27 protein-coding genes are annotated in these 24,553 nt (G+C 65.6%); 15 read left to right on the forward strand and 12 right to left on the reverse strand.

Features of this window, described 5'->3' with window-relative positions; all coding sequences use genetic code 11:
* The first annotated feature begins 4 nt into the window (after positions 1-4).
* Positions 5-631, forward strand: a complete 627-nt coding sequence (locus PNI01S_RS01370) for a hypothetical protein (RefSeq protein ID WP_024763515.1) — start codon at positions 5-7, stop codon at positions 629-631.
* 14 nt (positions 632-645) lie between these two features.
* Entirely contained in the window at positions 646-1,212 is a 567-nt protein-coding gene (locus tag PNI01S_RS01375; protein ID WP_084357289.1) for a hypothetical protein, read from the forward strand.
* Positions 1,213-1,221: 9 nt separating this feature from the next.
* On the opposite strand, the gene PNI01S_RS01380 is transcribed toward PNI01S_RS01375, so the two are convergent.
* A complete protein-coding gene (locus tag PNI01S_RS01380) occupies positions 1,222-1,473 on the reverse strand; it encodes a DUF6021 family protein (protein ID WP_037013194.1) in 252 nt (83 codons plus the stop codon).
* A 194-nt stretch (positions 1,474-1,667) separates the two neighbouring features.
* Here PNI01S_RS01380 and PNI01S_RS01385 point away from each other — a divergent pair, with 194 nt between their 5' ends.
* The gene (locus PNI01S_RS01385) at positions 1,668-2,954 is read left to right on the forward strand and encodes an OprD family porin (protein WP_084357290.1); all 1,287 of its coding nucleotides are present in this window, start codon (positions 1,668-1,670) and stop codon (positions 2,952-2,954) included.
* A 19-nt stretch (positions 2,955-2,973) separates the two neighbouring features.
* On the opposite strand, the gene PNI01S_RS01390 is transcribed toward PNI01S_RS01385, so the two are convergent.
* Positions 2,974-4,011, reverse strand: a complete 1,038-nt coding sequence (locus tag PNI01S_RS01390; RefSeq protein ID WP_084357291.1) for a hypothetical protein — start codon at positions 4,009-4,011, stop codon at positions 2,974-2,976.
* A gap of 163 nt (positions 4,012-4,174) precedes the next feature.
* Here PNI01S_RS01390 and PNI01S_RS01395 point away from each other — a divergent pair, with 163 nt between their 5' ends.
* A complete protein-coding gene (locus PNI01S_RS01395; RefSeq protein WP_084357292.1) occupies positions 4,175-4,753 on the forward strand; it encodes a hypothetical protein in 579 nt (192 codons plus the stop codon).
* Positions 4,754-5,385: 632 nt separating this feature from the next.
* On the opposite strand, the gene ycaC is transcribed toward PNI01S_RS01395, so the two are convergent.
* Positions 5,386-6,012, reverse strand: a complete 627-nt coding sequence (ycaC, locus tag PNI01S_RS01405) for an isochorismate family cysteine hydrolase YcaC (protein WP_024763520.1) — start codon at positions 6,010-6,012, stop codon at positions 5,386-5,388.
* A 362-nt stretch (positions 6,013-6,374) separates the two neighbouring features.
* Between ycaC and PNI01S_RS01410 the strand changes: the two genes are divergently transcribed.
* Positions 6,375-6,755, forward strand: coding sequence for an NUDIX hydrolase (locus PNI01S_RS01410; RefSeq protein WP_024763521.1), 381 nt, complete (start codon positions 6,375-6,377; stop codon positions 6,753-6,755).
* Between the two features lie 113 nt (positions 6,756-6,868).
* Here the strand turns inward: PNI01S_RS01410 and PNI01S_RS01415 are convergent, their stop codons facing one another.
* Complete coding sequence (locus PNI01S_RS01415; protein ID WP_084357294.1) at positions 6,869-7,825, reverse strand: AraC family transcriptional regulator ligand-binding domain-containing protein; 957 nt, start codon at positions 7,823-7,825, stop codon at positions 6,869-6,871.
* Positions 7,826-7,892: 67 nt separating this feature from the next.
* Between PNI01S_RS01415 and PNI01S_RS01420 the strand changes: the two genes are divergently transcribed.
* The 3 genes from PNI01S_RS01420 (at position 7,893) to PNI01S_RS01430 (ending at position 9,999) form a co-directional block, all read left to right on the forward strand.
* Entirely contained in the window at positions 7,893-8,750 is an 858-nt protein-coding gene (locus tag PNI01S_RS01420; protein WP_167632548.1) for a sterol desaturase family protein, read from the forward strand.
* Entirely contained in the window at positions 8,747-9,343 is a 597-nt protein-coding gene (locus PNI01S_RS01425; protein WP_037013297.1) for an NADPH-dependent FMN reductase, read from the forward strand. The genes PNI01S_RS01420 and PNI01S_RS01425 overlap by 4 nt, the downstream gene beginning before the upstream one ends.
* Before the next feature lie 83 nt (positions 9,344-9,426).
* Positions 9,427-9,999 carry a COG3904 family protein gene (locus PNI01S_RS01430; RefSeq protein WP_037013296.1) on the forward strand — a complete coding sequence of 191 codons (573 nt, stop codon included), beginning with the start codon at positions 9,427-9,429 and terminating at the stop codon, positions 9,997-9,999.
* Here PNI01S_RS01430 and pmrG read toward each other — a convergent pair.
* Complete coding sequence (pmrG, locus tag PNI01S_RS01435; protein WP_063831012.1) at positions 9,986-10,603, reverse strand: lipopolysaccharide core heptose(II)-phosphate phosphatase PmrG; 618 nt, start codon at positions 10,601-10,603, stop codon at positions 9,986-9,988. The two genes, PNI01S_RS01430 and pmrG, sit on opposite strands and share 14 nt — an antisense overlap.
* 317 nt (positions 10,604-10,920) lie before the next feature.
* Between pmrG and PNI01S_RS01440 the strand changes: the two genes are divergently transcribed.
* The 3 genes from PNI01S_RS01440 to aceF all read left to right on the forward strand — a co-directional run bounded on the left by PNI01S_RS01440 (position 10,921) and on the right by aceF (position 16,493).
* A complete protein-coding gene (locus PNI01S_RS01440; RefSeq protein ID WP_024763526.1) occupies positions 10,921-11,892 on the forward strand; it encodes a GGDEF domain-containing protein in 972 nt (323 codons plus the stop codon).
* A gap of 196 nt (positions 11,893-12,088) precedes the next feature.
* A complete protein-coding gene (gene aceE / locus PNI01S_RS01445) occupies positions 12,089-14,737 on the forward strand; it encodes a pyruvate dehydrogenase (acetyl-transferring), homodimeric type (protein ID WP_024763527.1) in 2,649 nt (882 codons plus the stop codon).
* Positions 14,738-14,891: 154 nt separating this feature from the next.
* A complete protein-coding gene (gene aceF, locus PNI01S_RS01450) occupies positions 14,892-16,493 on the forward strand; it encodes a dihydrolipoyllysine-residue acetyltransferase (RefSeq protein ID WP_084357296.1) in 1,602 nt (533 codons plus the stop codon).
* A gap of 242 nt (positions 16,494-16,735) precedes the next feature.
* On the opposite strand, the gene PNI01S_RS01455 is transcribed toward aceF, so the two are convergent.
* From PNI01S_RS01455 to PNI01S_RS01475, 5 genes are all read right to left on the reverse strand, one after another.
* Positions 16,736-17,599, reverse strand: coding sequence for an MBL fold metallo-hydrolase (locus PNI01S_RS01455; protein WP_024763529.1), 864 nt, complete (start codon positions 17,597-17,599; stop codon positions 16,736-16,738).
* Positions 17,596-18,030, reverse strand: a complete 435-nt coding sequence (locus PNI01S_RS01460) for a DUF6691 family protein (RefSeq protein WP_084357297.1) — start codon at positions 18,028-18,030, stop codon at positions 17,596-17,598. The genes PNI01S_RS01455 and PNI01S_RS01460 overlap by 4 nt, the downstream gene beginning before the upstream one ends.
* Positions 18,027-18,461: a YeeE/YedE family protein gene (locus PNI01S_RS01465; RefSeq protein WP_084357298.1), complete on the reverse strand. Its 435-nt coding sequence runs from the start codon at positions 18,459-18,461 to the stop codon at positions 18,027-18,029. Before PNI01S_RS01465 ends, PNI01S_RS01460 begins: the two co-directional genes overlap by 4 nt.
* On the reverse strand, positions 18,458-18,787 hold the full coding sequence (locus PNI01S_RS01470) for an ArsR/SmtB family transcription factor (protein WP_024763532.1): 330 nt from the start codon (positions 18,785-18,787) through the stop codon (positions 18,458-18,460). Before PNI01S_RS01470 ends, PNI01S_RS01465 begins: the two co-directional genes overlap by 4 nt.
* Before the next feature lie 76 nt (positions 18,788-18,863).
* Positions 18,864-19,313 carry a GNAT family N-acetyltransferase gene (locus PNI01S_RS01475; protein WP_024763533.1) on the reverse strand — a complete coding sequence of 150 codons (450 nt, stop codon included), beginning with the start codon at positions 19,311-19,313 and terminating at the stop codon, positions 18,864-18,866.
* Between the two features lie 93 nt (positions 19,314-19,406).
* On the opposite strand from PNI01S_RS01475, the gene PNI01S_RS01480 reads away from it, so the two are divergent.
* The gene (locus PNI01S_RS01480) at positions 19,407-20,987 is read left to right on the forward strand and encodes a RimK family ATP-grasp domain-containing protein (RefSeq protein WP_084357299.1); all 1,581 of its coding nucleotides are present in this window, start codon (positions 19,407-19,409) and stop codon (positions 20,985-20,987) included.
* 23 nt (positions 20,988-21,010) lie between these two features.
* Positions 21,011-21,154, forward strand: coding sequence for a hypothetical protein (locus tag PNI01S_RS28425; protein WP_157837653.1), 144 nt, complete (start codon positions 21,011-21,013; stop codon positions 21,152-21,154).
* Here the strand turns inward: PNI01S_RS28425 and PNI01S_RS01485 are convergent.
* Together PNI01S_RS01485 and PNI01S_RS01490 are read right to left on the reverse strand one after the other, a co-directional pair.
* On the reverse strand, positions 21,133-22,236 hold the full coding sequence (locus PNI01S_RS01485; RefSeq protein WP_024763535.1) for a WD40/YVTN/BNR-like repeat-containing protein: 1,104 nt from the start codon (positions 22,234-22,236) through the stop codon (positions 21,133-21,135). The genes PNI01S_RS28425 and PNI01S_RS01485 overlap by 22 nt on opposite strands.
* A gap of 27 nt (positions 22,237-22,263) precedes the next feature.
* On the reverse strand, positions 22,264-22,533 hold the full coding sequence (locus PNI01S_RS01490) for a ubiquitin family protein (protein WP_084357300.1): 270 nt from the start codon (positions 22,531-22,533) through the stop codon (positions 22,264-22,266).
* A 232-nt stretch (positions 22,534-22,765) separates the two neighbouring features.
* On the opposite strand from PNI01S_RS01490, the gene PNI01S_RS01495 reads away from it, so the two are divergent.
* Together PNI01S_RS01495 and PNI01S_RS01500 are read left to right on the forward strand one after the other, a co-directional pair.
* Positions 22,766-22,954: a hypothetical protein gene (locus PNI01S_RS01495; RefSeq protein WP_024763537.1), complete on the forward strand. Its 189-nt coding sequence runs from the start codon at positions 22,766-22,768 to the stop codon at positions 22,952-22,954.
* A gap of 175 nt (positions 22,955-23,129) precedes the next feature.
* Entirely contained in the window at positions 23,130-24,494 is a 1,365-nt protein-coding gene (locus PNI01S_RS01500) for a glutamine synthetase family protein (RefSeq protein WP_084357301.1), read from the forward strand.
* The last annotated feature ends 59 nt before the right edge of the window (positions 24,495-24,553 follow it).

Consider the following 24,553-nt stretch of genomic DNA (forward strand, 5'->3'; position numbering starts at 1 on the left):
AGACATGCTGAAGCGCAACGGCGGCCTGGCCGCCCTTCTGCCCTGCCTGCTCCTGGCAGCCTGCAGCCAGGCGCGGCCGTTGCAGCCGCCACCGCCGCTGTACGAGCTGTGGGCCAAGTCCGGCGTGGACCAGCAGGGCGTGCGCAACGCCCTGCTCGGCTGCGGCTTCCCCGACTCGGCCTACGTCGACAGCACGACCATCACCACCAACGACTACGCGCGCGGCGAGCAGTGCATGCTCGGCCAGGGGTTCGCCTACCAGGATCGCTACACCCTCTGCGATACCAGCCCGCAGCTGCCCGCCTGCAAGGCCACCGGCGCCGCGCCGAAGGCCGGCCCGACGCAGCGCCCGCCCGCCTACACGCAATGGACGCAGGCCGGTGCCGACAGCCTGGGCGTGCAGCAGGCCATGAAAGCCTGCGGCTACACCACGGTGATCGAGCCCGTCGACCAGATGCTCCTCAACGACATCGCCGCCGCGCAACTGTGCATGCTCGATCGCGGCTTCCACTTCACCCGCCCGGCCAACAATCTGCTGTGCAAGAACCCGCCCATGCTGCCCGCGTGCCGCGGCAAGGTCATCGACACGCGCAACTGCTGCGCGCCGCCCAAGGCCGCCGGGCAACGCTGATACCAGGAATCACCATGTACGCCACGCTGTTCCCCCGCACCGGCGCCCTGGCGCTGGCCACGCTGCTGCTCGCCGGCTGCGGCAACCTCGCCAACGTGCAGTCCTACTCCACGCCCTACTCCGCGCCGGCTGGCGGAGAAACGGCACGCTTGCGCGTGATCACCAACGGCATGGCCCGCGGCGTTCCCGCCAGTGCCTGCATCGACTGGCGCCGCGAAGGCGCCGGCGTGATCGCCGTGGCGCAATCCGGCTTCGCCAACCGCAACGGCCAGAGCCTGGGCATGCCGCCCAGCCGCCAGGCCGAACAACTCAGCCAGGGCGGCTTCGCCAGCAGCGAGGTGCGGATACCGGCGGGCCAGCCCTTCGCCTTCAACTTCCAGAGCCGGGGCATGGTCAGTAGCGGCTATTCGTATAGCTGCCAGCAATCCATGACCTTCACCCCCGAAGCCGGGCAGGACTACGAGCTGCTGCTGATGGAAAGCGGCCAGTGCCTGGCGCGGCTGGTGCGCCTGGGCGATGGCCGCAACCTCAGCGGCAGCCTGCAGGACACCCGTTTGTGCAAGGCTTCCGACGCGCTCTGAGCGCCGCTTTCAGGGTTGCGAATAGGGTGGATAGCGGTCATCCGGCACACGCCGCTGGCTGCCGGGGTCCGGCCCGTCTTCGGGAGCATGGGCCGGGTGTGGCGGGTCGACCTGCGGGTCGGCCAGGTCCGGCGAATCCGGATCGAACCCCAGGTCGGGGTCCACGTGGTGCGAGCCATCGCCGGGCGCCTGGCCCGACGCGAACAGCCAGCGCTCGCTGGCGGCCACGGGGTGCTCGCTGAGGGGGACATGGCGTTTCATGATCACCTCCTGCGTCTCTGGCAGTGACAAGGCAGTTTACGCGCAGCCATCCCCCTGGGTTTCCCCTGCACCGACAGCCGGCCGATTTCGCTCGCCGCCGAAGGGAAACCCGCGATCTAGACCATGGTCGCAAAGACCCGACCGCCCATCTGTGACACCTTCGCGCGCTTTTTCAGTGCCCCCGGAGTCACCGCATGCCCTCGCCCCTCTCCTCCAGCCAGCTCACCCGCCTGAGCGCCCTCGCCCTGCTCGGAGGCATCGCCGCCCCGGCCAGTGCCGACTTCCTGGAGGACAGCAGCGCGCGCCTGGAATCGCGTACCTTCTACTTCAACCGCGACTTCCGCGACGGCAGCTCGTCCAACCCGCAGGGCGCCTCCAAACGCGAAGAGACCGCCCAGGGCTTCATCCTCAATCTGCAATCGGGCTACACCGAAGGCACCGTCGGCTTTGGCGTCGACGCCCTGGCCATGCTCGGCGTCAAGCTCGACTCCAGCCCCGCCGACAGCAACAGCGGCCTGCTGCCTTCCAGCGGCCACGACCCGCGCCACTCCGCGGACCAGTACGCCAAGGCCGGCGTCACCGGCAAGCTGCGCGTGTCCCGTACCCAGCTGAAGTACGGCGCGATGCTGCCGGACATGCCGCTGCTCAAGTACAACGACGGCCGCCTGCTGCCCAACATGTTCCACGGCGCGCAGCTGACCAGCGAGGAAATCGCCCACCTCAAGCTCACCGCCACGCGGCTGGAGCGCTACACCGCGCGCGACTCCAGCGACGCCCAGGACGTGCGCCTGAACTGCAAGAACAAGCGCTACGCCTGCGACACCACCGGCAACCGCTTCGACGCCTACCAGGCCGACTACCAGGTCAATGACCAACTGCTGCTGCAATACGCCCAGGGCGGGCTGGAGAACGTCTACCGCCAGCGCTACGTCGGCATCGTCGGCAAGCAGGCGGTGGGCGCCGGCAAGGTCACCGCCGACCTGCGCTGGTTCGACAGCGACGACGACGGCTCGGCCCGCGCCGGCGAAATCGACAACCGCGCGCTTAGCCTGCTGCTGTCCTACGCCCAGGGCGGCCATATCCTCAGCGCCGGCTGGCAGCACATGAACGGCGACAGCTCCATGCCCTACCTCGACGGCAGCAACCCCTACCTCGCCAACTACGTGCAGGTGAACGACTTCGCCAATGCCCGGGAGCGCTCCTGGCAACTGCGCTACGACTTCGACCTGCGCAGCGTCGGCGTGCCCGGCCTGAGCTTCATGACCCGCTACGTCAACGGCGACCACATCGCCCTGGCCAATGGCGACGAAGGCAAGGAATGGGAGCGCGACGTGGAGTTCAAGTACGTGATCCAGGCCGGCACCTTCAAGGACCTCAGCCTGCGCCTGCGCAACGCCACCTACCGCACCAACTACGAACAGTCGGCGCGGGACGTGGATGAGGTCCGGCTGATCGCGAGCTACAACTTCTCGATTCTCTGAGCCAGCCGAACACCCCCTCTCACCGGGCGATGCCTGCCCACGCTTCGGTGACAGCTCCGGCCAGACGTTCCGTCGTGGCCGAGCCAGGGTCTGGGGCCCCCAGGGTTCGGACGAAGAATGCCGAAGCCTTGTCCCAGCCTTCCCGACGGTGAACGTAGCCCAGCAACTCGGCAGTCATCTCCCGAGCCTTGGCGATGGCAGCGCTGTTGCTCTTGTACGCCCCGTCCTTTTCACAGTGGGTCTTCCGGTTCTCGGCATCGTACGTATACAGATGCAGCAGCCTGCCGGTGCCGTTCTCGCGTTGCGTGTGACTGGCGCTGTAACTGTCCTGGATCAGGTGGGCGATCGCCCCTGCGGCCAGTGATCTCAGGTTTTCCTCCTGATTGCCCTGGCGATACATGTGCTTCATGTCGAAAACATCGAGCACCGTGCAGTCACTGGGGTTGGCCAGTTGCGGATTGCGCGAGCAGCCGACCTTGCCGAAGAACTCGTGGTAGGGCGTTGTCTTGCGAATGGTGTTGGCCGGCACCTCCCCGATCGCGACCCGGTAGGTGTATTCCAGCCACCGATACATCTTCGCTCTGGCCTGCGCGTCGGACTCATCCGCAGCCCGCATCGCATGAAGGAATTGCAAATCACCATGGTGTACGCGGCGGGTCAGCGTATTGGGTCGACTGGCGTCTTCCTCATGGGCCTTGAACAGCCAGATATGCGCCGTGCCGTTGTAGTGCCAGGCCTTGCGCGTCAGCTCTTCCGGGTCATCGTTCCACTCCACGCCCCCCAGTAACGGCAGGAGCCAGGTCCTGCCGCGCAGGACTTTCGCGTATGCCGGCTGATAGGCCTGCCGAGTGATGATCTCGTGGATGGCCTGATTACGGCTGTCGAGGATGTAGGAACGCAGATGGCATTGCGCGGCGCTCGCATCGTCGCGGATTTCCAACTGCACCGCGCTGGAGCCGTAGTCATTCGCGCCACCTTTCCAACTGACTGGATGGATTTCGAACGCCATGGCCTGGCTGACCAGGAGGATGCCCAGAAAGCCCAACGGAATGCGCATGTTTTCTTCCTTGAAGTGAGGCGGGGGCTGCTGGCAGAGCCTGAACCACCCCAAAGCGCCGGTCATCATCGAGATGAATGATGACCGGGCAACCCGCCAACGGCACTCTGGGTCAGGCGCGCACCTCCACCGAAAGACTTCTGGGCCGGGCCTGGGAGGCAATATGAAAAGGGAATTTCTGGTAACCGCCTGCCTGTTGATCGCGGGCTGCTCCAGCAACGCGCAGTTCCTCGTCGGCACAGATAGCGACCCGCAGGGACTGACGCTCGATCAACTCGAAGCGCAGAACACAGCAATCCGCCAGACCCTGGCCCCCTGCGACACCCTGTTCGGCGTGAAGACCGAGAAAGCCGAGCAGAAAGCTCGAACAGCCTGGTGGCTGAAGGTTATCGGCGTGACGTCGGCGTCCATCGTCGCCCCGGCCCTGACGGCGGCGAACGCCTCCGCCAACGCAGCCTGGATAGCCGGCGCCAGCGGGACCGGCGGCGCGGTGATCGCCGTGCTCGACAGCGCCGATTCGATGGGCATAAGCGGCGTCGCCGCATTACGCGGCCTGACCCAATTGGCCCAGGATATCGGGCCAGACGTCGATATCGCCGAAGACATCGGCAAACCCTACAACGAACGCACAGCCGCCGCCGCAACGGCCGCCCGCAAGTGCCGGTTCCAGGTTCCCACTGTGGCGCCGGCTGCTGCTCCAGCACCAGCTCCGACTCCAGCTCCTGGCGCCGCGAAGGGTTGACCTCTTTGCTCTTGCGCCGTGCGGCGAAGCCGGCTCCGCATTCACCTCTCCCACCCCGATCGCTCCTACGTGTTTGGGAAAGGGACGAGACCCGCTTCATTCTGTCGGCAATGTCCTGCCACTGCATCGCAGCAACCAACCGAGAAGCCTCACCGGCCATTAGCCTTAGCGCCGCCCCTGGCCTCTGAACCGCCGCAGCGTCATCGCGGCCGGGCGTAGGAAACCCCAGCAGTATCTCTCAGGGCACGGCAGCTCCGTAGCCACGACTCGGGGACGTAATCCGTTTGCGGACTCCTGTTTCATGGTGCCCGCGCGGGAGGCCTTCGGGCCTAGCGGGTTCCTGAGACCGGCGCTTCCTACCCTCGCACGGTTGCCTCTCTTCCCGCAGGAAGGGTTGATTGGCGGCCCTCATTCATTCTCGGGAAGAGCGAACAATCCCACCTTGCGGAGGATCGCCAAGCGCGAATTTCTCCCCCCGTCACCGTGACCGACCGGTCCGGCGAGGAAGTCCTCTTCATCAACGCACTGGCCCCGCTGCTCAGCGAAGCCCGACAATTCTACGAGCTTGCCCTGGAGCGCCCCGGCTTCAGGACAGGGCCGGCCCACCTGGCGCCGGCCCGGCAAGCGCCGCCTCACTTCTTGGCGGTGAGCGTGCTGTAGCTGGTGATCAGGTTGCGGTAGTCGGGGATGTGGTTGGAGAACAGCGCGGCAAGGCCTTCGATGTCGTTGCGCCAGTCGCGGTGCAGCTCACAGGCCACGCCGAACCAGGTCATCATCTGCGCGCCGGCGGCCTCCATGCGGCGCCAGGCGGCGTCACGGGTGACTTCGTTGAAAGTGCCCGAGGCATCGGCGACGACGAAGACATCGAAGCCCTCTTCCAGCGCCGACAGCGCGGGGAAGGCCACGCACACCTCGGTGACCACGCCGGCGATGATCAGTTGCTTCTTGCCGGTGGCCTTCACCGCCTTGACGAAGTCCTCGTTGTCCCAGGCGTTGATATTGCCCGGGCGGGCGATGTAGGGCGCGTCGGGGAACAGGTCCTTCAGCTCGGGCACCAGCGGGCCGTTGGGGCCGTTCTCGAAGCTGGTGGTGAGGATGGTCGGCAGCTTGAAGTACTTGGCCAGGTCGGCCAGAGCCAGGACGTTGTTCTTGAACTTGTCGGGCTCGATGTCACGCACCAGCGAAAGCAGGCCGGCCTGGTGATCGACCAGCAATACCGCGGCCTGGGACTTGTCGAGACGGACGTAGGGCTTGCTCATGGGATTTCCTCTGGATGAAGGTCGCCCGGCTCTGGGCGCCGGGCCGGTGATGAGTCAGCGGTACTGCGTGCTCGCTCAGTTCGTGCGCCGCCAGGCGCAGTGGCAGGTATCAAGCGTAGGCCATGAAGCCTGGCACGCCGGTGCAAAAAAGTTTGCACTTCGATTCCAGCCGCCGGTCCACGGTGAAGGAATTCCGAGAACGGATGATGACGACCGGGGCTTCAGACTTCCCTTACATATCTCACCCACGACAATTCCTTACCATTCGTCGACATTGTTGTTGTAAGCAGTTCTTCCCAATGGAAATATTCGCGAAATGTCTAAGCTGAAAACTGTAGGAAGCGTGTGGGGGAACTAGCGCCATGGCCAGGAACGTAAAAGAGCGCGCAACCGTGATTTGCCGGCTCGACGACAAGATTCTGTTCGTCCGCAAGGCCAAGTCGAAATGGAACCTTCCCGGCGGCCGTATCGAGGCCGACGAACGCCCAGGCCAGGCCGCCGTGCGCGAACTGATCGAGGAAACCGGGCTGGCCATCGAGCAGATGAACTACGTGGCACCGCTGGAGCTGTACCAGACGCTGCACTACGTGTTCGAAACGCCGGTCGACCCGGCGCAGCAGCCGACCCCGCTGAACGAGATCGCCGATTGCCGCTGGTTCACCCCCGAGGAAGCGAGCAAGCGCAACATCAACAAGTCGGTGCGGCGCCTGTTGCGTTCGTGTCTGAGCAAAGAGGCCGGCTGACGCCGGCCTTTTTCATCGCCCCCTCTCCAGCCCACGGCGGACAACGCAGGCGCGTTCGTCTCCCCTGTGCTGCTGACCACCGTTTCAGCTGCCCTGCCCTATTGCTCGATGATTCATGCACTCCAGCGCTTGCGCGCATTCAGATACGCCGCCAAGTCACCGTAGCCCAGGCGCTCGGCGATGCGCGTGCGACTTTCTCCCTGCAGTTCCAGGTGCTGCTCCAACTCCTTGCGCACCTGATCGAGCAACTCGCGAAATCCCAGATCCTGTTCCGCCAACCGCCTGCGCAGGGTGCGCGGACTCTGGTGCAGCTGGTCTGCGACGCTTTCCAGCGCCGGGACCTCGCCGCGTTCGAGCATCCGTCGGGCGATACCCGCTGCCCTGGCCGCCCACCCGCTGAGTTGGCGCAGCCGGGCGAGGCGGCGATCAAGCTCCATCGTGAGCAGCTCCACCAGACCGGCATGACGCCCCAGTAGCGGCAGGGACAGCGTCTGCGCGTCGAAATACAGTCGGTTGCAGGTGCTCCCGAACTCCACCCGCTGACCGAACCACTGCGTGTACTGCGCGTGGTACTCGGGCCGTGCGTGGGAGAAACAGGCACGCACCGGGACGACGGCGCTGCCGGTACCCCGACGCAGTTGAGTCACCGCCATCACGCAGTAATGCTCCAGCAGGTATCGGCTCAGCGGTTCGGGGGCATCGATGACCAGCTCGACGGCGACGCTGTCGCCCTCTTCGAGCAGCCGGAAGGTATCGGTGTCCGCGGCCAGCGGCGCATAGCGCACCCAGCAGAGCACAGCCTGCCGCACATCGGCGCAGAACTGCGCGAGGTGGGCGATCACATGCCAGTCCTGAGGGGTGAACAGGCCGAACAGCTGCAGGCCGATGGCCGGCTCCAGGCTCGCCGCTTCAAGCCAGAGCTGCTCCAGCTCGACCAGGCTGTAATCGCTGTGCCGGCGCGCACGGTGGCTGCTCAGGTAGCGCTCCAGCACCTGGCCGAGCGGCCCGCGGTGGTAGCGCTGCGCCGCCGGGTTGGCCAGTTCTCGGATGTTTCTGTCCTTTTCGCGCATGGGTCGCCGTTCGGTCATGGGTTCTGATGGGCACGCCTTGTCCCATTGGACCCGAACCGAGAGTGTCATGACTACAACAACAATGCTCCCAGACAATCCGACCGTGATCGTGGCGGGGATATTCTTCGCCTTCATCGCCCTGGAAATGGCCTGTGCCACCTTCCGCCAACCCCATGGCCAGCGTCGTGACGCGCTGATCGAGATTTTCGGCTCCAGCCTTCTGCTGGCGGTGACCTTCCCTCTGGTGATGTGGGCCAGCGGCGCCCTGCTCGACCTCGCCATTCCCGCCGCCGCCGGTTCCCTCGCGGGCATCCCCTGGCTGGCCGGCTTCGCGCTGTTCCTGCTGTTCGACGACCTGACCCAGTACTGGTGGCATCGCCTGGCCCACCGCGTGCCGTTCCTCTACGCCCTGCACCGCGCGCACCATTCGGCGCCGTACATGAGCATCCGCATCGTCTACCGCAACAACAGCTTCTACTACCTGCTGATGCCGGGCCTGTGGTTCTCCGGGGCGCTGATCCACATGGGGTTGGCGAACGTCTACTACGTCTACCTGATCCTGAAGATGTGCGTGATCTTCGGCGCCCACAGCAACCTCGCCTGGGACGACAGGCTCTATCGCATCCGTGTCCTGCGCCCGCTGATGTGGCTGCTGGAGCGGACAATCTCGACGCCCGCCACCCATTCGGCCCACCACGGATTGAGTGCCGACGATGGCGTGACCTACTACAAGGGCAACTTCGGCAACCTGCTGTTCTTCTGGGACGTGCTCTTCGGTACGGCAAAGATCACCCGGCGCCGCCCACAGACCTACGGCATCGAGGACCTGGCGCCGGTCAGCTGGCAGGAGGAAGTGTTCTGGCCGCTGGTGCGCAACCGTGCGCCGGACACCGAGAAGGACGTGGCAGCGGAGGTGGCCCGATGAGCCCGAATATCGTGCTGGTCGCCGGCTCCAGCCAGTTGGACAGCCAGTCGGCGAAGGTCGCTCGCTACCTTGCCGGCCGTCTGGAAAGCCTGGCGCTGTGCGGCTGGGCGCAGGTCATCGACCTGGGCGCCACGCCACTGCCGCTGTGGCCGGCAGCGGATACGCAAGGCCATTGGCCGCAGCACCGCGAGCTGCTGCACGAGGCCGATGCGCTGGTGGTGATCGCTCCGGAATGGCACGGCATGGCCTGCCCGGCGCTGAAGAATTTCTTCGTCTATGCCGGGCTGCGCGAACTGGGGCACAAGCCGGCGCTACCGGTCGGGGTTTCCGCCGGCCAGGGCGGCGCCTATCCGCTGGCCGAGCTGCGCGCCTCCAGCTACAAGAACAGCCGCATCGCCTACCTGCCGGAACAGCTGTTGGTCCGACAGGTGGAAAGCGTGCTCAACGAAGGCCCGCCAAGCGATGAAAACGACCAGCGCCTGCGCGAACGCGCCGATTGGGCGCTGCACATGCTTTGCCAGTACGCAGGCGCGCTGCGCGAGGTCCGCCAGCGGATCGACCTGCACAATCCGGCCTACGCCAACGGTATGTGAGGCGCCCAGGAGGATGCGTAGGAAGGCGCTTCAGGGTATCTTCTGCGCCTTCCTACAAAAACTTCGACAGGACTCGTCTCCCGATGCTTCGCACCGCCCTGCTCTGTGCCACCGCGCTGTGCTCCAGCCTGACCTTCGCCAAGGTCGAGGTGAAGCAGGTGCAGCATTCCAAGGTCGGCGAAGTACTGGCGGTACGGATCAGTGAGGACATCGCTCCGGGCGACTACGAACGTCTGTTCAAGGGGCTGCTGGCCAACCCCGGCAAGTTCGCCCGCAAGGTGGCCCTGCTGGACAGCATCGGTGGCAGCGCCGCCGAGTCGATCAAGATGGGCCGCCTGCTGCGTGAATCCGGCTTCGAGACCCTGGTGCCGACCAACAGCGTCTGCCAGGGTTCCTGCGTCTACCTGCTGGCCGCCGGCAAGCACCGTACCGTGCGCGGCTACGTGGGCCTGCATCGCCCCTACTACCCGGCCGGCGATTCGTCCCAGGCCGCGGGCAGCTACAACGCCCGCACCTATTTCCGCGACATGGATATTCCCCTGGAGCTGGCCGACGCCATGCAGAGCATCGACCCGCAACGCATGCGCGTGCTGACCGCGCAGGAATTGCAGCGCTACCGCCTGGGCGCCACGCCCAGCCAGATCAGCGCCCGCTGACGTTCAACGGCCACTGATCCGCGTCGAGGTAACCCAGCAGGCGCGGCGTCTGGTCCTTCTCGCTGAGCACGAAGAGCGTCGAGGCATAGTCCGGGGTCGCCGGGTCGTCCACGCTGACCGAGTGTTCCAGGTCTTCGATGCATTCGCTGTGGGTCACCAGGATCAGGTTGCGGTGCGCCACCTTGTGCTGCAGCGCCTGGTCCAGCATCGTTCCTTCGCACTTGTACAACCAGTTCTGCTCCACCGGCTGCCGGCCGAACATCGAGGAGGCGGTCTGGATGGCGCGCAACTGGTCGCTGCTGAGAATGTCGGCATTGGCCAGGCCGAGCGCGGCGAAATCCTGCCCGATCTCGTGGGCACTCTGCCCGCCCCTGACGGTGATGCCGCTGACGTCGGCCATGCACGGTGCGCTGGAGCGGTCGCAGCGTTCGGCATGGCGCACCAGCACGATCAGGTCGCCGTTCTGCCAATGCTCGCGCAATTCGGCCTGGCGCTGGGCGTCACCCACCAGCGGCGTAGGACGCGAGAAGTCCAGCGGCAGGAAGCCACTGAGCAGGGCAATCACCGGGAGCATTGCCAGTAATGCCAGCCAACCGCGGGACATTGATCTGAAGACTTTCGGGATGGGCATGATTGAGGCCGCGTTGCTGGAAAGAGGTCCGCATCCGTTCCCTCTTCGACGAGGGAGGCCCGACCCATCCCTGGGGTATCCATCGCACTGCGGGTTGTCAGATGGCGGGCGATCAAACCCTATCCCCGGATTCGTGAAGAACCCGTTATGAATTGCTGAAGAAACCGTCTCTGTCGGAAACGACCGTCTGTCGCCCCGCCGCCATCGAGGGGTCAACCAGCGCAATCGGCCGCTTTTCGGTCATCGCGATGTGGTAGAACAAGGCACAGTGCCATCAGAGAGCCGCCGCCATGCCGTACGACGCCTCCCCGGAGAATCCCGTCTACCAGACCCTCCTCGAATCCACCCGCGCCATCCCGTGGAAGATCGACTGGAAATCCATGACCTTCGCCTACATCGGCCCGCAGATCGAAGAATTGCTGGGCTGGAGCCAGGCCAGTTGGGTCAGCGCCAACGACTGGGCAGAGCGCATGCACCCCGAAGACCGCGAGCGGGTGGTGAATTTCTGCATCTCGCAGTCCCGCGAGGGCACCGATCACGAGGCGGATTACCGCGCGCTGACCATCCAGGGTGATTACGTGTGGATTCGCGATGTGGTGCACGTGGTGCGCGACGACGACGGCGAGGTGGATTCGCTGGTCGGCTTCATGTTCGACATCAGCGAGCGCAAGCGCGCCGAAGAACAGCTGATCATGCTGCAGCGCCAGCTCGAGGAGTACTCGTACAAGGACGGTCTGACCGGTGTGGCCAACCGGCGCATGTTCGATTCGGTGCTGGACACCGAGTGGGGCAGCGCCCAGCGCAGCGGCCAGCCGATCTCCCTGGTACTGCTGGATATCGACTACTTCAAGCAGTTCAACGATCACTACGGGCATGTCCGCGGTGACGACTGCCTGCGCACGGTGGGCAAGGCACTGGCCGGTGCGCTGCATCGCCCGCGGGACTTCATCGCGCGCTTCGGCGGCGAGGAGTTCGTGCTGGTGCTGCCAGAGACCGACAGCGAGGCCGCGCGGCAGGTTGCCGAGCGCTGCCGCAGCGTGCTGCGCGAACAACAGATCAGTCACGAGAAGTCGAATGTGTCCTCGCTGCTGACCATCAGCCTGGGCGTCGGCACCGCCGTGCCCTCCTCCAGCGACCGCCCGCTGGACTTCGTCGCGGCGGTGGACCGGTTGCTCTACCAGGCCAAGCAGGCCGGGCGCGACCGGCTGGTGGCGGCCCAGTGGAAGCGCGGCGACGACCTGCGGCGCGACGCGGTGCTCTGAGGCCACTGCGACGACCTGACTCGACAATCAGGGCGGGCACTGGCGCCAGAGCTGTCTAAGCTCTATAGCCACACGCGCGTGCCGGCGGCAGCGCGGTGGCCTCACAAGGGCCGCCGACCGTTGCGCCAACCCCATGGAACACCTGGCCCGGAGCCGGCATTGCGTAGAGCCGACCCCGTAACCAGGACCCCTGACCATGCACGATATCGACCCCGTCGAAACCCAGGAATGGCTGGACGCGCTGGAATCCGTACTGGAAAAAGAAGGCGAAGAGCGCGCCCACTACCTGATGACTCGCCTCGGCGAGCTGGCCAGCCGCACCGGCACGCAACTCCCCTACGCCATCACCACGCCCTATCGCAACAGCATTCCGGTCGGCCATGAAGCACGCATGCCCGGCGACCTGTTCATGGAGCGGCGCATCCGCTCGCTGGTGCGCTGGAACGCGCTGGCAATGGTCATGCGCGCCAACCACAAGGACCCGTCACTGGGCGGGCACATCTCCACCTTCGCTTCCTCGGCGACCCTCTACGACATCGGCTTCAACTACTTCTTCAACGGCCCTACCGAGGAACACGCCGGCGACCTGATCTACTTCCAGGGCCACGCCTCCCCAGGCGTTTACGCCCGCGCTTACATCGAGGGGCTGCTCAGCGACGAACAGCTGGAGAACTTCCGCCAGGAGGTGGATGGCAAGGGAGTCTCCTCCTACCCGCACCCCCGGCTGATGCCGCACTTCTGGCAGTTCCCCACGGTGTCCATGGGCCTGGGGCCGATCCAGGCGATCTACCAGGCGCGCTTCATGAAGTACCTGGAGAGCCGCGGCTTCATTCCCGCCGGCAAGCAGAAGGTCTGGTGCTTCCTCGGCGACGGCGAGACCGACGAACCCGAATCCCTCGGTGCGATCTCCCTGGCCGGGCGCGAGAAGCTCGACAACCTGATCTTCGTGGTGAACTGCAACCTGCAGCGCCTGGACGGCCCGGTGCGCGGCAACGGCAAGATCATCCAGGAGCTGGAAGGCGTGTTCCGCGGCGCCAACTGGAACGTGATCAAGGTGATCTGGGGGCGCCTGTGGGACCCGCTGTTCGCCAAGGACACCGCCGGCCTGCTGCAGGCGCGGATGGACGAAGCGGTGGACGGCGACTACCAGAACTACAAGGCCAAGGACGGCGCCTACGTCCGCGAGCACTTCTTCGGCAAGCGGCCCGAGTTGCTGGAGATGGTCAAGGACCTCTCCGACGAGGAGGTCTGGAAGCTCAACCGTGGTGGCCACGACCCGTACAAGGTCTATGCGGCCTACCACCAGGCGGTGAACCACAAGGGCCAGCCCAGCGTGGTCCTGGCCAAGACCATCAAGGGCTACGGCACCGGCACCGGGGAGGCGAAGAACATCGCCCACAACATCCACGAGATCGACGTGGACAGCCTGCGCGCCTTCCGCGACCGTTTCGACATCCCGATCAAGGATGCCGACCTGCCCAGGCTGCCCTTCTATCGCCCCGACGAGGGCAGCGCCGAGGCGCGCTACCTGAAGGAACGCCGGGCCGCCCTGGGCGGCTTCATGCCCCATCGCCATGGCAACAGCCAGGCCATCCCGGCGCCGCCGCTGGAAACGCTCAAGGCGCTGCTGGACGGTTCGGGCGACCGTGAAATCTCCACCACCATGGCCTTCGTGCGGATCATCTCGCAACTGGTGAAGGACAAGGAGCTGGGCCAGCGCATCGTGCCGATCATCCCGGACGAAGCCCGCACCTTCGGCATGGAGGGCATGTTCCGCCAGCTCGGCATCTACTCCTCGGTGGGCCAGCTCTACGAGCCGGTCGACAAGGAGCAGTTGATGTTCTATCGCGAGGACAAGAAGGGCCAGATCCTCGAGGAAGGCATCACCGAGGCCGGCGCCATGTCGTCGTTCATCGCCGCCGGCACCGCCTACAGCAACTACCGCCAGCCGATGCTGCCGTTCTACATCTTCTATTCGATGTTCGGCTTCCAGCGTATCGGCGACCTTGCCTGGGCGGCCGGCGACAGCCTGACCCGCGGCTTCCTCCTCGGCGGCACCGCCGGGCGCACCACGCTCAACGGCGAAGGCCTGCAGCACGAGGACGGCCACAGCCACGTGCTTGCCTCGGTCATCCCCAACTGCCGCACCTACGACCCGACCTACTCCTACGAGCTGGCGGTGATCATCAGGGAGGGCGTCCGGCAGATGATGGAGGAGCAGCAGGACGTCTTCTACTACATCACCGTGATGAACGAGAACTACCCGCACCCGCCCCTGCCCAAGGGCGCCGAGGAAGGGATCATCAAGGGCATGTACCTGCTCGACGAGGACAAGCGCGGCGCCGCGCACCACGTCCAGCTGCTCGGCTCGGGAACCATCCTGCGCGAGGTGGAAGCGGCCGCGAAAATCCTCCGCGAGGACTTCGGCATCGGCGCAGACATCTGGTCCGTGCCCAGCTTCAACGAGCTGCGCCGCGACGGCCTGGCGGTGGAACGCTGGAATCGCCTGCATCCTGGGCAGAAGCCGCGTGCGAGTTATGTCGAGCACTGCCTCGGCGGCCGGCGCGGGCCGGTGATCGCGTCCACCGACTACATGAAGGTCTACGCCGAACAGATTCGCCAGTGGGTGCCGACCAAGGAGTTCAAGGTGCTGGGCACCGACGGCTTCGGCCGCAGCGACACCCGCGCCAGGCTCCGTCACTTCTTCGAGGTGGACCGCCACTGGGTGGTGCTCGCCGCGCTGGAGGCGCTGGCCGATCGCGGCGACATCGAGCCGAAAGTGGTGGCGGAAGCGATCGCCAAGTTCGGCCTCGACCCGGAAAAACCCAACCCGCTGGACTGCTAGAACCTGTTCAAGGTCTTGCCGAACGCAGCTCAGGCAAGGCGAGAGCAGGCGAGAAAGCGCAGTTTACGAGCGATAAATGAGCATTTCGAGCCTGCTCTCAACGCCGCATGAGCAAGTGCAGGCAGACATTGAGCAGGTTCTGAGGAGAGGCACCGTGAGCGAGACCATCCGCGTACCCGACATCGGCAACGGCGAAGGCGAAGTCATCGAACTGCTGGTCAAGGTCGGCGATCGCATCGAGGCCGACCAGAGCCTGCTGACCCTGGAATCCGACAAGGCCAGCATGGAAATTCCTGCGCCGAAAGCCGGCGTGGTGAAGGCGATCAAGGTGAAGATCGGCGACACCCTCAAGGAAGGCGACGAGATCCTCGAACTGGAAGCCGAAAACAGCGCCACCGAGGCCAAGGCCGAAGAGCCCGCCAAACCGGCAGCCGAACAACCCAGGCCCGCCGCCGCACCGGCCCCGCAATCCGCGCCTGCGGGAGGCGGTGGCGTGGAAACCATCAAGGTGCCGGACATCGGCAACGGCCAGGGCGAGATCATCGAACTGATGGTCAAGGTGGGTGACTCCATCGAGGCCGACCAGAGCCTGCTGACGCTGGAATCCGACAAGGCCAGCATGGAAATCCCCGCGCCCAGGGCCGGGGTGGTGAAAGCCATCAAGGTGAAGATCGGCGATACGCTCAAGGAAGGCGATGAGATCCTTGAACTGGAAGTTGCCGCTAGCGCCGCGCCGACTGCTGCGCAGGACACCGCGCAACCCGCTCCGGAGCCCAGCGCAAGAACCGAGCAGCCCAAGGCACCGGAAGCCGCGCCCGTCGGTGCGCCCAGCCGCGACGGCACCAAGGTCCACGCCGGGCCGGCGGTGCGCATGCTCGCCCGCGAATTCGGCGTCGATCTCGCTCAGGTGACCGGCACCGGGCCCAAGGGCCGCATCCTCAAGGAGGACGTGCAGTTGTTCGTGAAGGAGCAACTGCAACGGAGCAAGTCCGGCGCGGCGGCAGGAGCCGCTGGCGGCGCAGGGATTCCGCCGATTCCGGAAATCGACTTCAGCAAGTTCGGCGAAATCGAAGAAGTGGCCATGACCCGCCTGATGCAGGTCGGCGCCAGCAACCTGCACCGCAGCTGGCTGAACGTGCCCCACGTGACCCAGTTCGAGTCCGCCGACATCACCGAGGCGGAAGCCTTCCGCATCGCGCAGAAGGCGGCGGCGGAAAAGGCCGGGACCAAGCTGACCATCCTGCCGATCCTGCTCAAGGCCTGCGCCCACCTGCTGCGAGAGCTGCCGGACTTCAACAGCTCGCTGGCGCCCAGCGGCAAGGCCCTGATCCGCAAGCATTACGTGCACATCGGCTTCGCCGTGGACACGCCGGATGGCCTGCTGGTGCCGGTGATCCGCGACGTGGACAAGAAAGGGCTGCTGCAGCTTGCCCTGGAGGCCGCCGAACTGGCGGAGAAGGCGCGGACCAAGAAGCTCTCCGCCGACGCGATGCAGGGCGCCTGCTTCACCATCTCCAGCCTGGGGCATATTGGCGGCACCGGCTTCACGCCCATCGTCAATGCGCCAGAAGTGGCGATCCTCGGCGTGAGCAAGGCGACCATGCAGCCGCTGTGGGACGGCAAGGCCTTCCAACCGCGGCTGATGCTGCCGTTGTCGCTGTCCTATGACCACCGGGTGATCAACGGTGCGGCGGCGGCGCGGTTCACTCGGCGGCTCGGCGAAGTGTTGGGGGATATTCGCAGTCTTTTGCTCTAAGGCCCCATGGCAGCGGGCTCCGACTGCGATGAGCCTCGCACCCGGGCGCTTCCCTCACCCCGGCCCTCTCCCCGAGGGCCAGGGTGAGGGGAAGCAGTGGCTCGAATGTCCGGGAGCGCAGGAAGCGTTATCCGCCATCACGGCGGATAGCCCGCAGCGGTTCGCGAACCTGTTCACTCCGACAAGTTCGTAGCAGGCTCCATTGGCAGGAGCGAGTCTGCTCGCGAACCCGTTGCCTCACCCTACATACGATTCAGCGGAATCCGCAGATACCGCACGCCGTTGCCCTCGGCTTCCGGCAGAACCCCGCCACGCATGTTCACCTGGATCGACGGCCAGATCAGTGCCGGGGCGTTGAGCGTCGCATCGCGTTCGTTGCGCATCGCGACGAAGGCGTCCTCGCCCACCCCGTCATGCACATGGACGTTGGCCTCGCGCTCGCGCGCTACCGTGGTCTCGTGCTGGTGCTCCTCGCGCCCCTCCGTCAGGTAGTCGTGGCAGAGGAACAGCCGGGTCGAATCGGGCAGCGCGAACAGCCGCTGGATCGAACGGTACAACTGCCGCGCGTCGCCGCCGGGGAAATCGCAGCGGGCGGTGCCGTAGTCGGGCATGAAAAGCGTGTCGCCGACGAAGGCAGCGTCAGCGATGAGATAGGTCATGCAGGCCGGCGTATGGCCCGGAGTGTGCAGTGCCTGGGCCTGCAATTCGCCGATGCTAAAACGCTCGCCGTCCTCGAACAGGTGGTCGAACTGGCTGCCGTCGCAGGGAAAATCCTCGCCCAGGTTGAGCAGTCCTGCGAAGGTGCGCTGTACCTGGGCGATGCTGGCGCCGATGGCGAGCCGACCGCCGAGCTCGGCCTTGAGCCAGGCTGCGGCGGACAGGTGATCGGCATGCAGGTGGGTCTCCAGCAACCACTGCACCGTCAGCGCCTGTTCGCGCACATGGTCGAGGATGCGCCGGGCGCCGGCGTTGCTCACGCGGCCGGAGGCGGCATCGTAGTCCAGTACCGGATCGATGATGGCGCAGTACCCGGTGCTGTGATCCGCCACCACGTAGCTGTAGGTGGAGGTGGCCGGGTCGAAGAAATGCTGGATCGTGGCGCTCATGCGGGCCTCCCCTGGTTCTCGCGATGCCGTTCGCAGGCGGCGTGGAGCGCCATCCCCACCAGCATGGCGAGGCAGAACAATGCGCCCTGCCAGTAGCCGGCGGAGAAGGTCACCAGTGCCGGTCCCGGACAGATGCCGGCAATGCCCCAGCCAACGCCAAACAGCAGGCTGCCGCCGATCAGCCGGCTGTCCAGGTCGCGGCGCTGCGGCAGTTGCATCAGGCCACCCAGCAGCGAACGATCGTGCCGCCGCGCCCACGTGAAGAACGGTAGTCCAACAGCGATGGCAGCCAGCATCACCAGCGCCAACGAGGGGTCCCAGCGCCCAGCGAGATCGAGGAAGCCCAGCACCTTGGCCGGGTTGGCCATGCCTGCCAGCAACAGGCCGATGCCGAACAGCAGGCCGAGCAGCAAGGCGGCGATCCTGCTCATGCTCCAATCCCCAACCAGTGACGCAGAACGAACACGGTGGCGAAGCCGGTACCCATGAAGCACAACGTCGCCACCAGCGAGCGGCCAGACATCCGTGATAGCCCGCAGACACCATGCCCACTGGTACAGCCGGAGCCGAAACGACTGCCAACGCCGACCAGCAGGCCCGCCACCGCCAGCGTCCTCCAGCCTGCCTCGAAACGGATCTCCGGCAATGGCAGCAACGCAGCCCACAACAGCGGCGCGGCCAGTATTCCGAGCAGGAAGAACAGCCCTTCTCCGCGCCAGCCGGCGCTTCTGAACAATCCGCCGAGCAGCCCGCTGATGCCGGCGACGCGACCATCGAGGACGGCGTAGAGCCCGGCCGACAGACCGATCAGCGCTCCACCGGCCAGGGCGCTCCAGGGGGTGAAATGAGTCCAGTCGATCATCTCGGTTGCTCCGCGCAGAACAGCCGGTACAGCGTTTCGATCACCGCCAGCGCCTGGTGGCTCGCAATGCGGTAATAGACCTGCTTGCCCTCGCGGCGAGTCTCCACCAGCTCTTCGCGGCGCAGCACCGCCAGTTGCTGGGACAGGGTCGGCTGGGAGATGCCCGTACGGGTTTCCAGCTCACCGACGTTCAGTTCACCCTCGGCCAGTTGGCAGAGCAGAATCAGGCGGTCGGTATTGGCCAGCGCCTTGAGCAACTGGCAGGCGGTTTCGGCGGACTGATGCAGACGCAGCGCGTCGGCGGGGTCGAGCGCAGGAGTGGTCATGGGTACGATCTACAAATAAACAATCTATGTTTTTATAGATTGTTTTTCACCTCCTGGCCAGTCCCCGATCTCTTCTTCAGATCAGCGGCTTCTCGTACCGCCAGGCATCGGCGCCGTCTTCGTAGAAACCCGCGGTCCGGCCAAACCGACGATAGTCGTGCCGCTCATAGAGACCGATGGCGATGCCATTATCGACGCGCACCTCGAGCCGCAGCGCCTTGCAGCCGCGCCCCGTGGCACTGCGCTCCACCTGCTCCAGCAGGCCACTGCCCAGCCCCCGACCACGGGCCTGGGACGAGATCGCCAGCGAATACAACCGCGCCACCGTGGCGCCCCGGCGAAACAGCAGCAAGGCGTAGCCAAGCAGCTCGCCCCCCTCCTGCGCCACGAGGAGTTCAGCGCTCGGCGCGGCGATCAGATGACGGAAGCTGCGCGCGCTCAGGCGGTCCTCGTCGAAAGTGCCTTCCTCCAACGCGAGAAGAGCCGGCAAATCGGCCTGCGTGGCAAGGCGATATAACAGTGACATGAGTTCTCCATAAAACTTTCGTAATGAACCGGGACATTTCAGAAAGTTACTGCTTAATAGACACACGGCAACTTCCAGACAGGTCCGTTAACAATGTCTTCGTTACACACTAACTTCCATGAAAAGTTGAACGCAAGTTCTCTCCGGATAATCCCCGATGCCGCTGCAGAGCCTCCTTCAGCGCGGTCCAGCCGGGTTCTGATCATCGTCGACCGCAAGGAAGACTGGGCCTCGTACCTCCCCAGCGAGGACATGCTGACGGCGCGGGAATATCTGGAAGCCTCCCGCCAGTTCGAAGCAGGGAAACGCTTCCAGGTCATCAACTTGTGCCGCCACTATAAATATCTCGGCCACGGTTATTATTGTTCGCTGCTCGCCGAAGCACGTGGCCACAAGGTCATTCCTTCCGTGCGCACCATCAGCGAATTGGCGAAGAAATCCCTCTACGGCCTGGCTCTGGACGGCCTGGAAAAATCCCTGGAAAAAGCCCTCGCCCAGCATCCCTGCGCCAGCACCGACGGCTTCACTCTGCGCCTGTATTTCGGCCGTACCGACCTCGAACCGCTGCAACCCATCGCCCGCCAACTGTTCGAGGTCTTCCCTTGCCCCATTCTGCTGGTGGACTTCCGCCGCACCGACGCCTGGCACATCGCGGGAATCCGCCCCGGCGCGCTGCACAAGCTGCGCGATAACCAGGAGGACCAGTTCGCCGATGCCCTGGACCGCTTCAGCCGGCGCGTCTGGCGCCAGCCCAACTCGCGGCGCCTGGCGCGTTACGACCTGGCCATCCTGCACAACCCGGCGGAAAGCCTGCCGCCTTCCAACGCCGGCGCACTGGAGAGTTTCGTCCGCGTCGGCCGGCAGTTGGGCATCGACGTGGAGCTGATCGAGAAGAAAGATTACCCGCGCCTCGCCGAGTACGACGCGTTGCTGATCCGCGAGACCACCAGCGTCGACGACCACACCTACTGCTTCGCCAAAAAGGCCGAGAGCGAGGGGTTGATCGTGATGGACGACCCGGCCTCGATCCTGCGCTGCACCAACAAGGTCTATCTCAGCGACCTGCTGCGCAGCCACGGCCTGGGCATGCCGGCCACGGAAATCCTCTACAAGGACGACCCGCAGGAACTGGAGCGCATCGGCGCGCGGCTGGGCTTCCCGCTGGTTCTGAAGATCCCCGACGGCTGCTTCTCCCGTGGCGTCTACAAGGTCGAGGACGCCCAGCAACTGCACAGCGTCAGCGCCGAGCTGTTCGAGCACTCGGTGCTGCTGCTCGCCCAGGAATACCTCTACACCGAGTTCGACTGGCGCATCGGCATCCTCAATCGCCAGCCGGTGTTCGCCTGCCAGTACTTCATGTCCCGCGGGCACTGGCAGATAGTCGAGCACAAGGCCGGCGGCGAGGCGATCGGCGAGTGCCGCACGCTGCCGGTGGAAAGCGCGCCGCCCGCCGTCGTGGAGCTGGCACTGAAGACTGCCAACCTGATCGGCGACGGCCTTTACGGCGTCGACCTGAAGGAGGTGGACGGCGAAGTGGTGGTCATCGAAGTGAACGACAACCCCAACCTCGACGCCGGTATCGAGGATGCCTGCCTCAAGGACGAACTTTACCGCCGGGTACTGGAGGAGTTCATCCGCCGCCTGGAGCTCAAGCGCCACGGCCAGGCGCTCTGAGCGAACCGTCCAAGGAGAACCCTATGGAAGCCACGCATATCGGCCTGACCATCCTGATCGCCATCGTCGTGTTCGGCACCGCGATCAACTACTTCGACCACCGCATGAAGCCGCGCGAGGAGCGCGAAGAGGCCAGGCACAAGACTCAGCCAAAGCGCACGCAGTAGATCGGCGGCAGGTGGACGGACAGGCACTGCCAGTGGTCCCCGCCGTTCTCCGACAGCCACAGGCCACCGGTGGTGGAACCCATCGCCAGGCAGGCGCCGTCATCGTCGATGGCCAGGCCGTGGCGATAGACCAGGTCGAAGGCGGCGCCCTCGGGCAGGCCACCGTCCAGTATTTCGAAGCTGGCGCCGCCGTCGCGCGTGCGGGTAACGACGAAGCGGGCATCCACCGGAATCCGGCACACATCCTTCACCGCCGGGACGAACCACGCCGTCTCCGGCCGTGTCGGGTGGACGGCGACGGCAAAACCGAAGCTCGAGGGTTGGACCGACACGTCGCTCCAGCGCGAGCCGCCGTCGATGGAGGTGAAGATGCCGTTGTGATGCTGCACCCAGAGGCGATCCGGTTGCGCCGGGCAATGCACCAGGCGGTGCGGGTCCTGGATGGCGCCCTCTTCACGCAGCTCCGGCGGCATGTAGTCGGCGTACATGCCGGCGGTGCTCAGGCGCCAGCTGGCGCCGCCGTCAACGCTCTGCCAGACGCCGCCGCAGGACACCGCGACGGTCAGGTGCTGGCTGTCCCGCGGATCGACGCTGACCGAGTGGATGCCCGGCCAGTCATAGCCGCCGCCCATCCAGCGCGAGCGCTCGGGAACATCCCAGAGCGGGCGGTTCAACTCCCAGCTGTCGCCGCCGTCGTCGCTGCGGAACAGGCCGCCGGGAATGGTGCCGGCCCAGAGCACGCCGGGCTCGGCAGCGCCACCGGTTTCCAGGCACCAGATCTGTTGCAGGGTCCAGGGCGCGGCCGGCGCTCCCCCTTCCGCGGGTTCGGGCAGCGGGTCGGGTTGCTGCGGATAGGTCGGCACGGCGACTTCCTGCCAAGCTTCACCGGCGCGTTGGCGCCAGAGCTTGCAGCCGAAATGGCCGAGGTTGAGGGCGGCATAGAGGCTGTCATCGCGCGGGTCGGCCAGCACGGTGCTGAGCGGTTCGCCGATGAAGTCACGGCGGCTTTCCTGCCAACCGTCCGCGCCACGCTGGAAGGTGAACAACCCCTTGCGGGTCGCCACCAGCAGTCGATCATCCATTGTGCTCTCCTGAATTACCGCCGGTTCTCATCCACCGCTCAAGGCCTGCACCACGTAGACCTCGCTGTCCGCCGCCAGCGCATCGCTGAGGCGGGCGCGGTCCCGCAGGCGCAGCCCATCAATGAAAATCGTCAGGTGCCGGCGCAATCCGCCCTGGTCATCCAGCAGGTAGCCGCGCAGCTTCGGCGCCTCGGCGAACACCGTTTCCAACGCGCCGGACAAGGTGTCCGCCGTCAGCTCGCGCTCAACGATGGAAACGTGACGCTGGATCGACGGGGCGAAGGCGATACGGCACATGGGCGAACTCGCAACGGGCGCTGACTGCACCAGTCTAGGGCAGGTGTGGCGGGTGTTCCGAGCGCTTCGACGGGATGCGCCATGGTCACCGGAGAGGCTCTGGAACGGCCTTCGTAGCGGTCCTTCCCCGGCATTCAGTTTCGATAAAATGAAACCAAACGTCGTGAAAATCACATTTAACAAACCCATCCGCCGTGCGAGTCTCCGGGAATCGTCAGCCATAACCTTCGACATGCATCTGCTCGTTTCGCCCGCATCGCTGGAACCCGTCGCCGCCCGCAAGGCCGGCAGCGCTGTCCGCCTGCCGCGCAAACATGCCCGCTGGCTCGAACTGCAACCGCTGACCCTGCCTCTCGAACTGGCCTTCTGGGCGCTCTGGCACTGCCGCCACGCCCGTCCACCGGACAGCACCTCTCGCTGATCGGGCGTCATCGCCCGTATTCATTCGACGGAACTACGCTCAGGACTGGCCATACGCCGTTCTCGAACAAGACGTAGCCCGTTGTATCGCTTGCCTGCCTTCAATCCTGCGCCCGTCGGCGCGGCCCTGGCCTGCAGGTCGTCAGCGCATCCGCGTGGATGCTAACGAGAGCCCCATGAATTTCGCCTCCGTGCAAGAAGCCCAGTATTTCCTGGCCCAGAACCCCGATATCGAGATGGTCGAGCTGTTCATCCTCGACGCCAACGGCGTGCCGCGCGGCAAGCTGCTGCACCGCGAGGAACTGCTCGCCGTGTACCAGTCCGGCCGGCCGCTGCCCAGCACCATCCTCGGTCTCACCGTGCACGGCGAGGACGTGGAGGATTCCGGGCTGGTCTGGGACGTGGGCGACATCGATTGCCGCGCCTACCCGTTGGCCGGCAGCCTGGTGCGCCTGCCCTGGCGGCAGATTCCCACGGCGGCGGTGCAGGTCAGCATGCACCCCGAGGAAGGCAAGCCGGCGGACATCGCCGATCCGCGCCACGTGCTGCTGCGCGTGATCGACGGCCTCAAGGCCGATGGCTTCCACCCGGTGATGGCCTGCGAGCTGGAGTTCTACCTGCTGGACGCCAAGCGCGATGCCAATGGCCGCCCGCAACCGGCGCTGGACGCCGACGGCGGTCGCCCGCGCACCACGCAGGTTTATGGCCTGCGTGAGCTGGAGCAGATCGAGCCGTTCCTCGCCGACCTCTATGCCGCGTGCAAGGCCCAGGGCATTCCGGCCCGCACGGCGATTTCCGAATACGCGCCGGGCCAGGTGGAGATCACCCTGGAGCACGGCGATGCGCTGGTCGCCATGGACCAGGCCGTGCGCTACAAGCGCCTGGTGAAAGGCGTGGCGCACAAGCACGGCATGCAGGCCTGCTTCATGGCCAAGCCGTTCGACGACCTCGCCGGCACCGGCATGCACATGCACGTGTCCCTGGCCGACGCCGAGGGCAACAACCTGTTCGCCAGCGAAGACCCCGCCGGCACTCCGCTGCTGCGCCAGTCCGTGGGCGGCATGCTGAAAAGCCTCCTCGACTCGCTGCTGCTGTTCTGCCCCAACGCCAACTCCTACCGCCGCTTCCAGGCCAACAGCTACGCGCCGCTGGCGCCGACCTGGGGCTGCGATAACCGCACCGTCAGCCTGCGCGTGCCCGGCGGCCCGGCCAATACCCGACACGTCGAGCACCGCATCTGCGGCGCCGACGCCAACCCGTACCTGGCTGCCGCCGCGATCCTCGCGGGTATTCACCGCGGCATTCGCGAGGCGATCGATCCGGGTGCGCCGGTGGAAGGCAACGGCTACGCCCAGGCCAAGGAACTGCTGCCCACCGACTGGCTCACCTCGCTGCGCGCGCTGGAACGCTCCAGCTGGGCGCGTGACGCGCTGGGGCACGAATTCCTCGGCGTCTACCTGAAGGTCAAGCAGGCCGAATACCGCCAGTTCATGGGCGAGGTCGGCGAGCAGGACTGGCGCTGGTATCTGACGCAGGCGTGAAAGCATCGTGCAACTGCTTGCAAGCCCCTCTCCCCAGCCTTCTCCCTTCAGGGAGAGGG

Source organism: Pseudomonas nitroreducens NBRC 12694, assembly GCF_002091755.1.
Lineage (GTDB): Bacteria > Pseudomonadota > Gammaproteobacteria > Pseudomonadales > Pseudomonadaceae > Pseudomonas > Pseudomonas nitroreducens.

What these genes read in the sequence shown, in the direction of transcription:
- PNI01S_RS01370 (WP_024763515.1), top strand. Translation starts at nt 5, where the DNA reads ATGCTGAAGCGCAACGGCGGCCTGGCCGCCCTTCTGCCCTGCCTGCTC.
- PNI01S_RS01375 (WP_084357289.1), top strand. Translation starts at nt 646, where the DNA reads ATGTACGCCACGCTGTTCCCCCGCACCGGCGCCCTGGCGCTGGCCACG.
- PNI01S_RS01380 (WP_037013194.1), bottom strand. Translation starts at nt 1,473, where the DNA reads ATGAAACGCCATGTCCCCCTCAGCGAGCACCCCGTGGCCGCCAGCGAG.
- PNI01S_RS01385 (WP_084357290.1), top strand. Translation starts at nt 1,668, where the DNA reads ATGCCCTCGCCCCTCTCCTCCAGCCAGCTCACCCGCCTGAGCGCCCTC.
- PNI01S_RS01390 (WP_084357291.1), bottom strand. Translation starts at nt 4,011, where the DNA reads ATGCGCATTCCGTTGGGCTTTCTGGGCATCCTCCTGGTCAGCCAGGCC.
- PNI01S_RS01395 (WP_084357292.1), top strand. Translation starts at nt 4,175, where the DNA reads ATGAAAAGGGAATTTCTGGTAACCGCCTGCCTGTTGATCGCGGGCTGC.
- ycaC (WP_024763520.1), bottom strand. Translation starts at nt 6,012, where the DNA reads ATGAGCAAGCCCTACGTCCGTCTCGACAAGTCCCAGGCCGCGGTATTG.
- PNI01S_RS01410 (WP_024763521.1), top strand. Translation starts at nt 6,375, where the DNA reads ATGGCCAGGAACGTAAAAGAGCGCGCAACCGTGATTTGCCGGCTCGAC.
- PNI01S_RS01415 (WP_084357294.1), bottom strand. Translation starts at nt 7,825, where the DNA reads ATGCGCGAAAAGGACAGAAACATCCGAGAACTGGCCAACCCGGCGGCG.
- PNI01S_RS01420 (WP_167632548.1), top strand. Translation starts at nt 7,893, where the DNA reads ATGACTACAACAACAATGCTCCCAGACAATCCGACCGTGATCGTGGCG.
- PNI01S_RS01425 (WP_037013297.1), top strand. Translation starts at nt 8,747, where the DNA reads ATGAGCCCGAATATCGTGCTGGTCGCCGGCTCCAGCCAGTTGGACAGC.
- PNI01S_RS01430 (WP_037013296.1), top strand. Translation starts at nt 9,427, where the DNA reads ATGCTTCGCACCGCCCTGCTCTGTGCCACCGCGCTGTGCTCCAGCCTG.
- pmrG (WP_063831012.1), bottom strand. Translation starts at nt 10,603, where the DNA reads ATGTCCCGCGGTTGGCTGGCATTACTGGCAATGCTCCCGGTGATTGCC.
- PNI01S_RS01440 (WP_024763526.1), top strand. Translation starts at nt 10,921, where the DNA reads ATGCCGTACGACGCCTCCCCGGAGAATCCCGTCTACCAGACCCTCCTC.
- aceE (WP_024763527.1), top strand. Translation starts at nt 12,089, where the DNA reads ATGCACGATATCGACCCCGTCGAAACCCAGGAATGGCTGGACGCGCTG.
- PNI01S_RS01455 (WP_024763529.1), bottom strand. Translation starts at nt 17,599, where the DNA reads ATGAGCGCCACGATCCAGCATTTCTTCGACCCGGCCACCTCCACCTAC.
- PNI01S_RS01460 (WP_084357297.1), bottom strand. Translation starts at nt 18,030, where the DNA reads ATGAGCAGGATCGCCGCCTTGCTGCTCGGCCTGCTGTTCGGCATCGGC.
- PNI01S_RS01465 (WP_084357298.1), bottom strand. Translation starts at nt 18,461, where the DNA reads ATGATCGACTGGACTCATTTCACCCCCTGGAGCGCCCTGGCCGGTGGA.
- PNI01S_RS01470 (WP_024763532.1), bottom strand. Translation starts at nt 18,787, where the DNA reads ATGACCACTCCTGCGCTCGACCCCGCCGACGCGCTGCGTCTGCATCAG.
- PNI01S_RS01475 (WP_024763533.1), bottom strand. Translation starts at nt 19,313, where the DNA reads ATGTCACTGTTATATCGCCTTGCCACGCAGGCCGATTTGCCGGCTCTT.
- PNI01S_RS01480 (WP_084357299.1), top strand. Translation starts at nt 19,407, where the DNA reads ATGTCTTCGTTACACACTAACTTCCATGAAAAGTTGAACGCAAGTTCT.
- PNI01S_RS28425 (WP_157837653.1), top strand. Translation starts at nt 21,011, where the DNA reads ATGGAAGCCACGCATATCGGCCTGACCATCCTGATCGCCATCGTCGTG.
- PNI01S_RS01485 (WP_024763535.1), bottom strand. Translation starts at nt 22,236, where the DNA reads ATGGATGATCGACTGCTGGTGGCGACCCGCAAGGGGTTGTTCACCTTC.
- PNI01S_RS01490 (WP_084357300.1), bottom strand. Translation starts at nt 22,533, where the DNA reads ATGTGCCGTATCGCCTTCGCCCCGTCGATCCAGCGTCACGTTTCCATC.
- PNI01S_RS01495 (WP_024763537.1), top strand. Translation starts at nt 22,766, where the DNA reads ATGCATCTGCTCGTTTCGCCCGCATCGCTGGAACCCGTCGCCGCCCGC.
- PNI01S_RS01500 (WP_084357301.1), top strand. Translation starts at nt 23,130, where the DNA reads ATGAATTTCGCCTCCGTGCAAGAAGCCCAGTATTTCCTGGCCCAGAAC.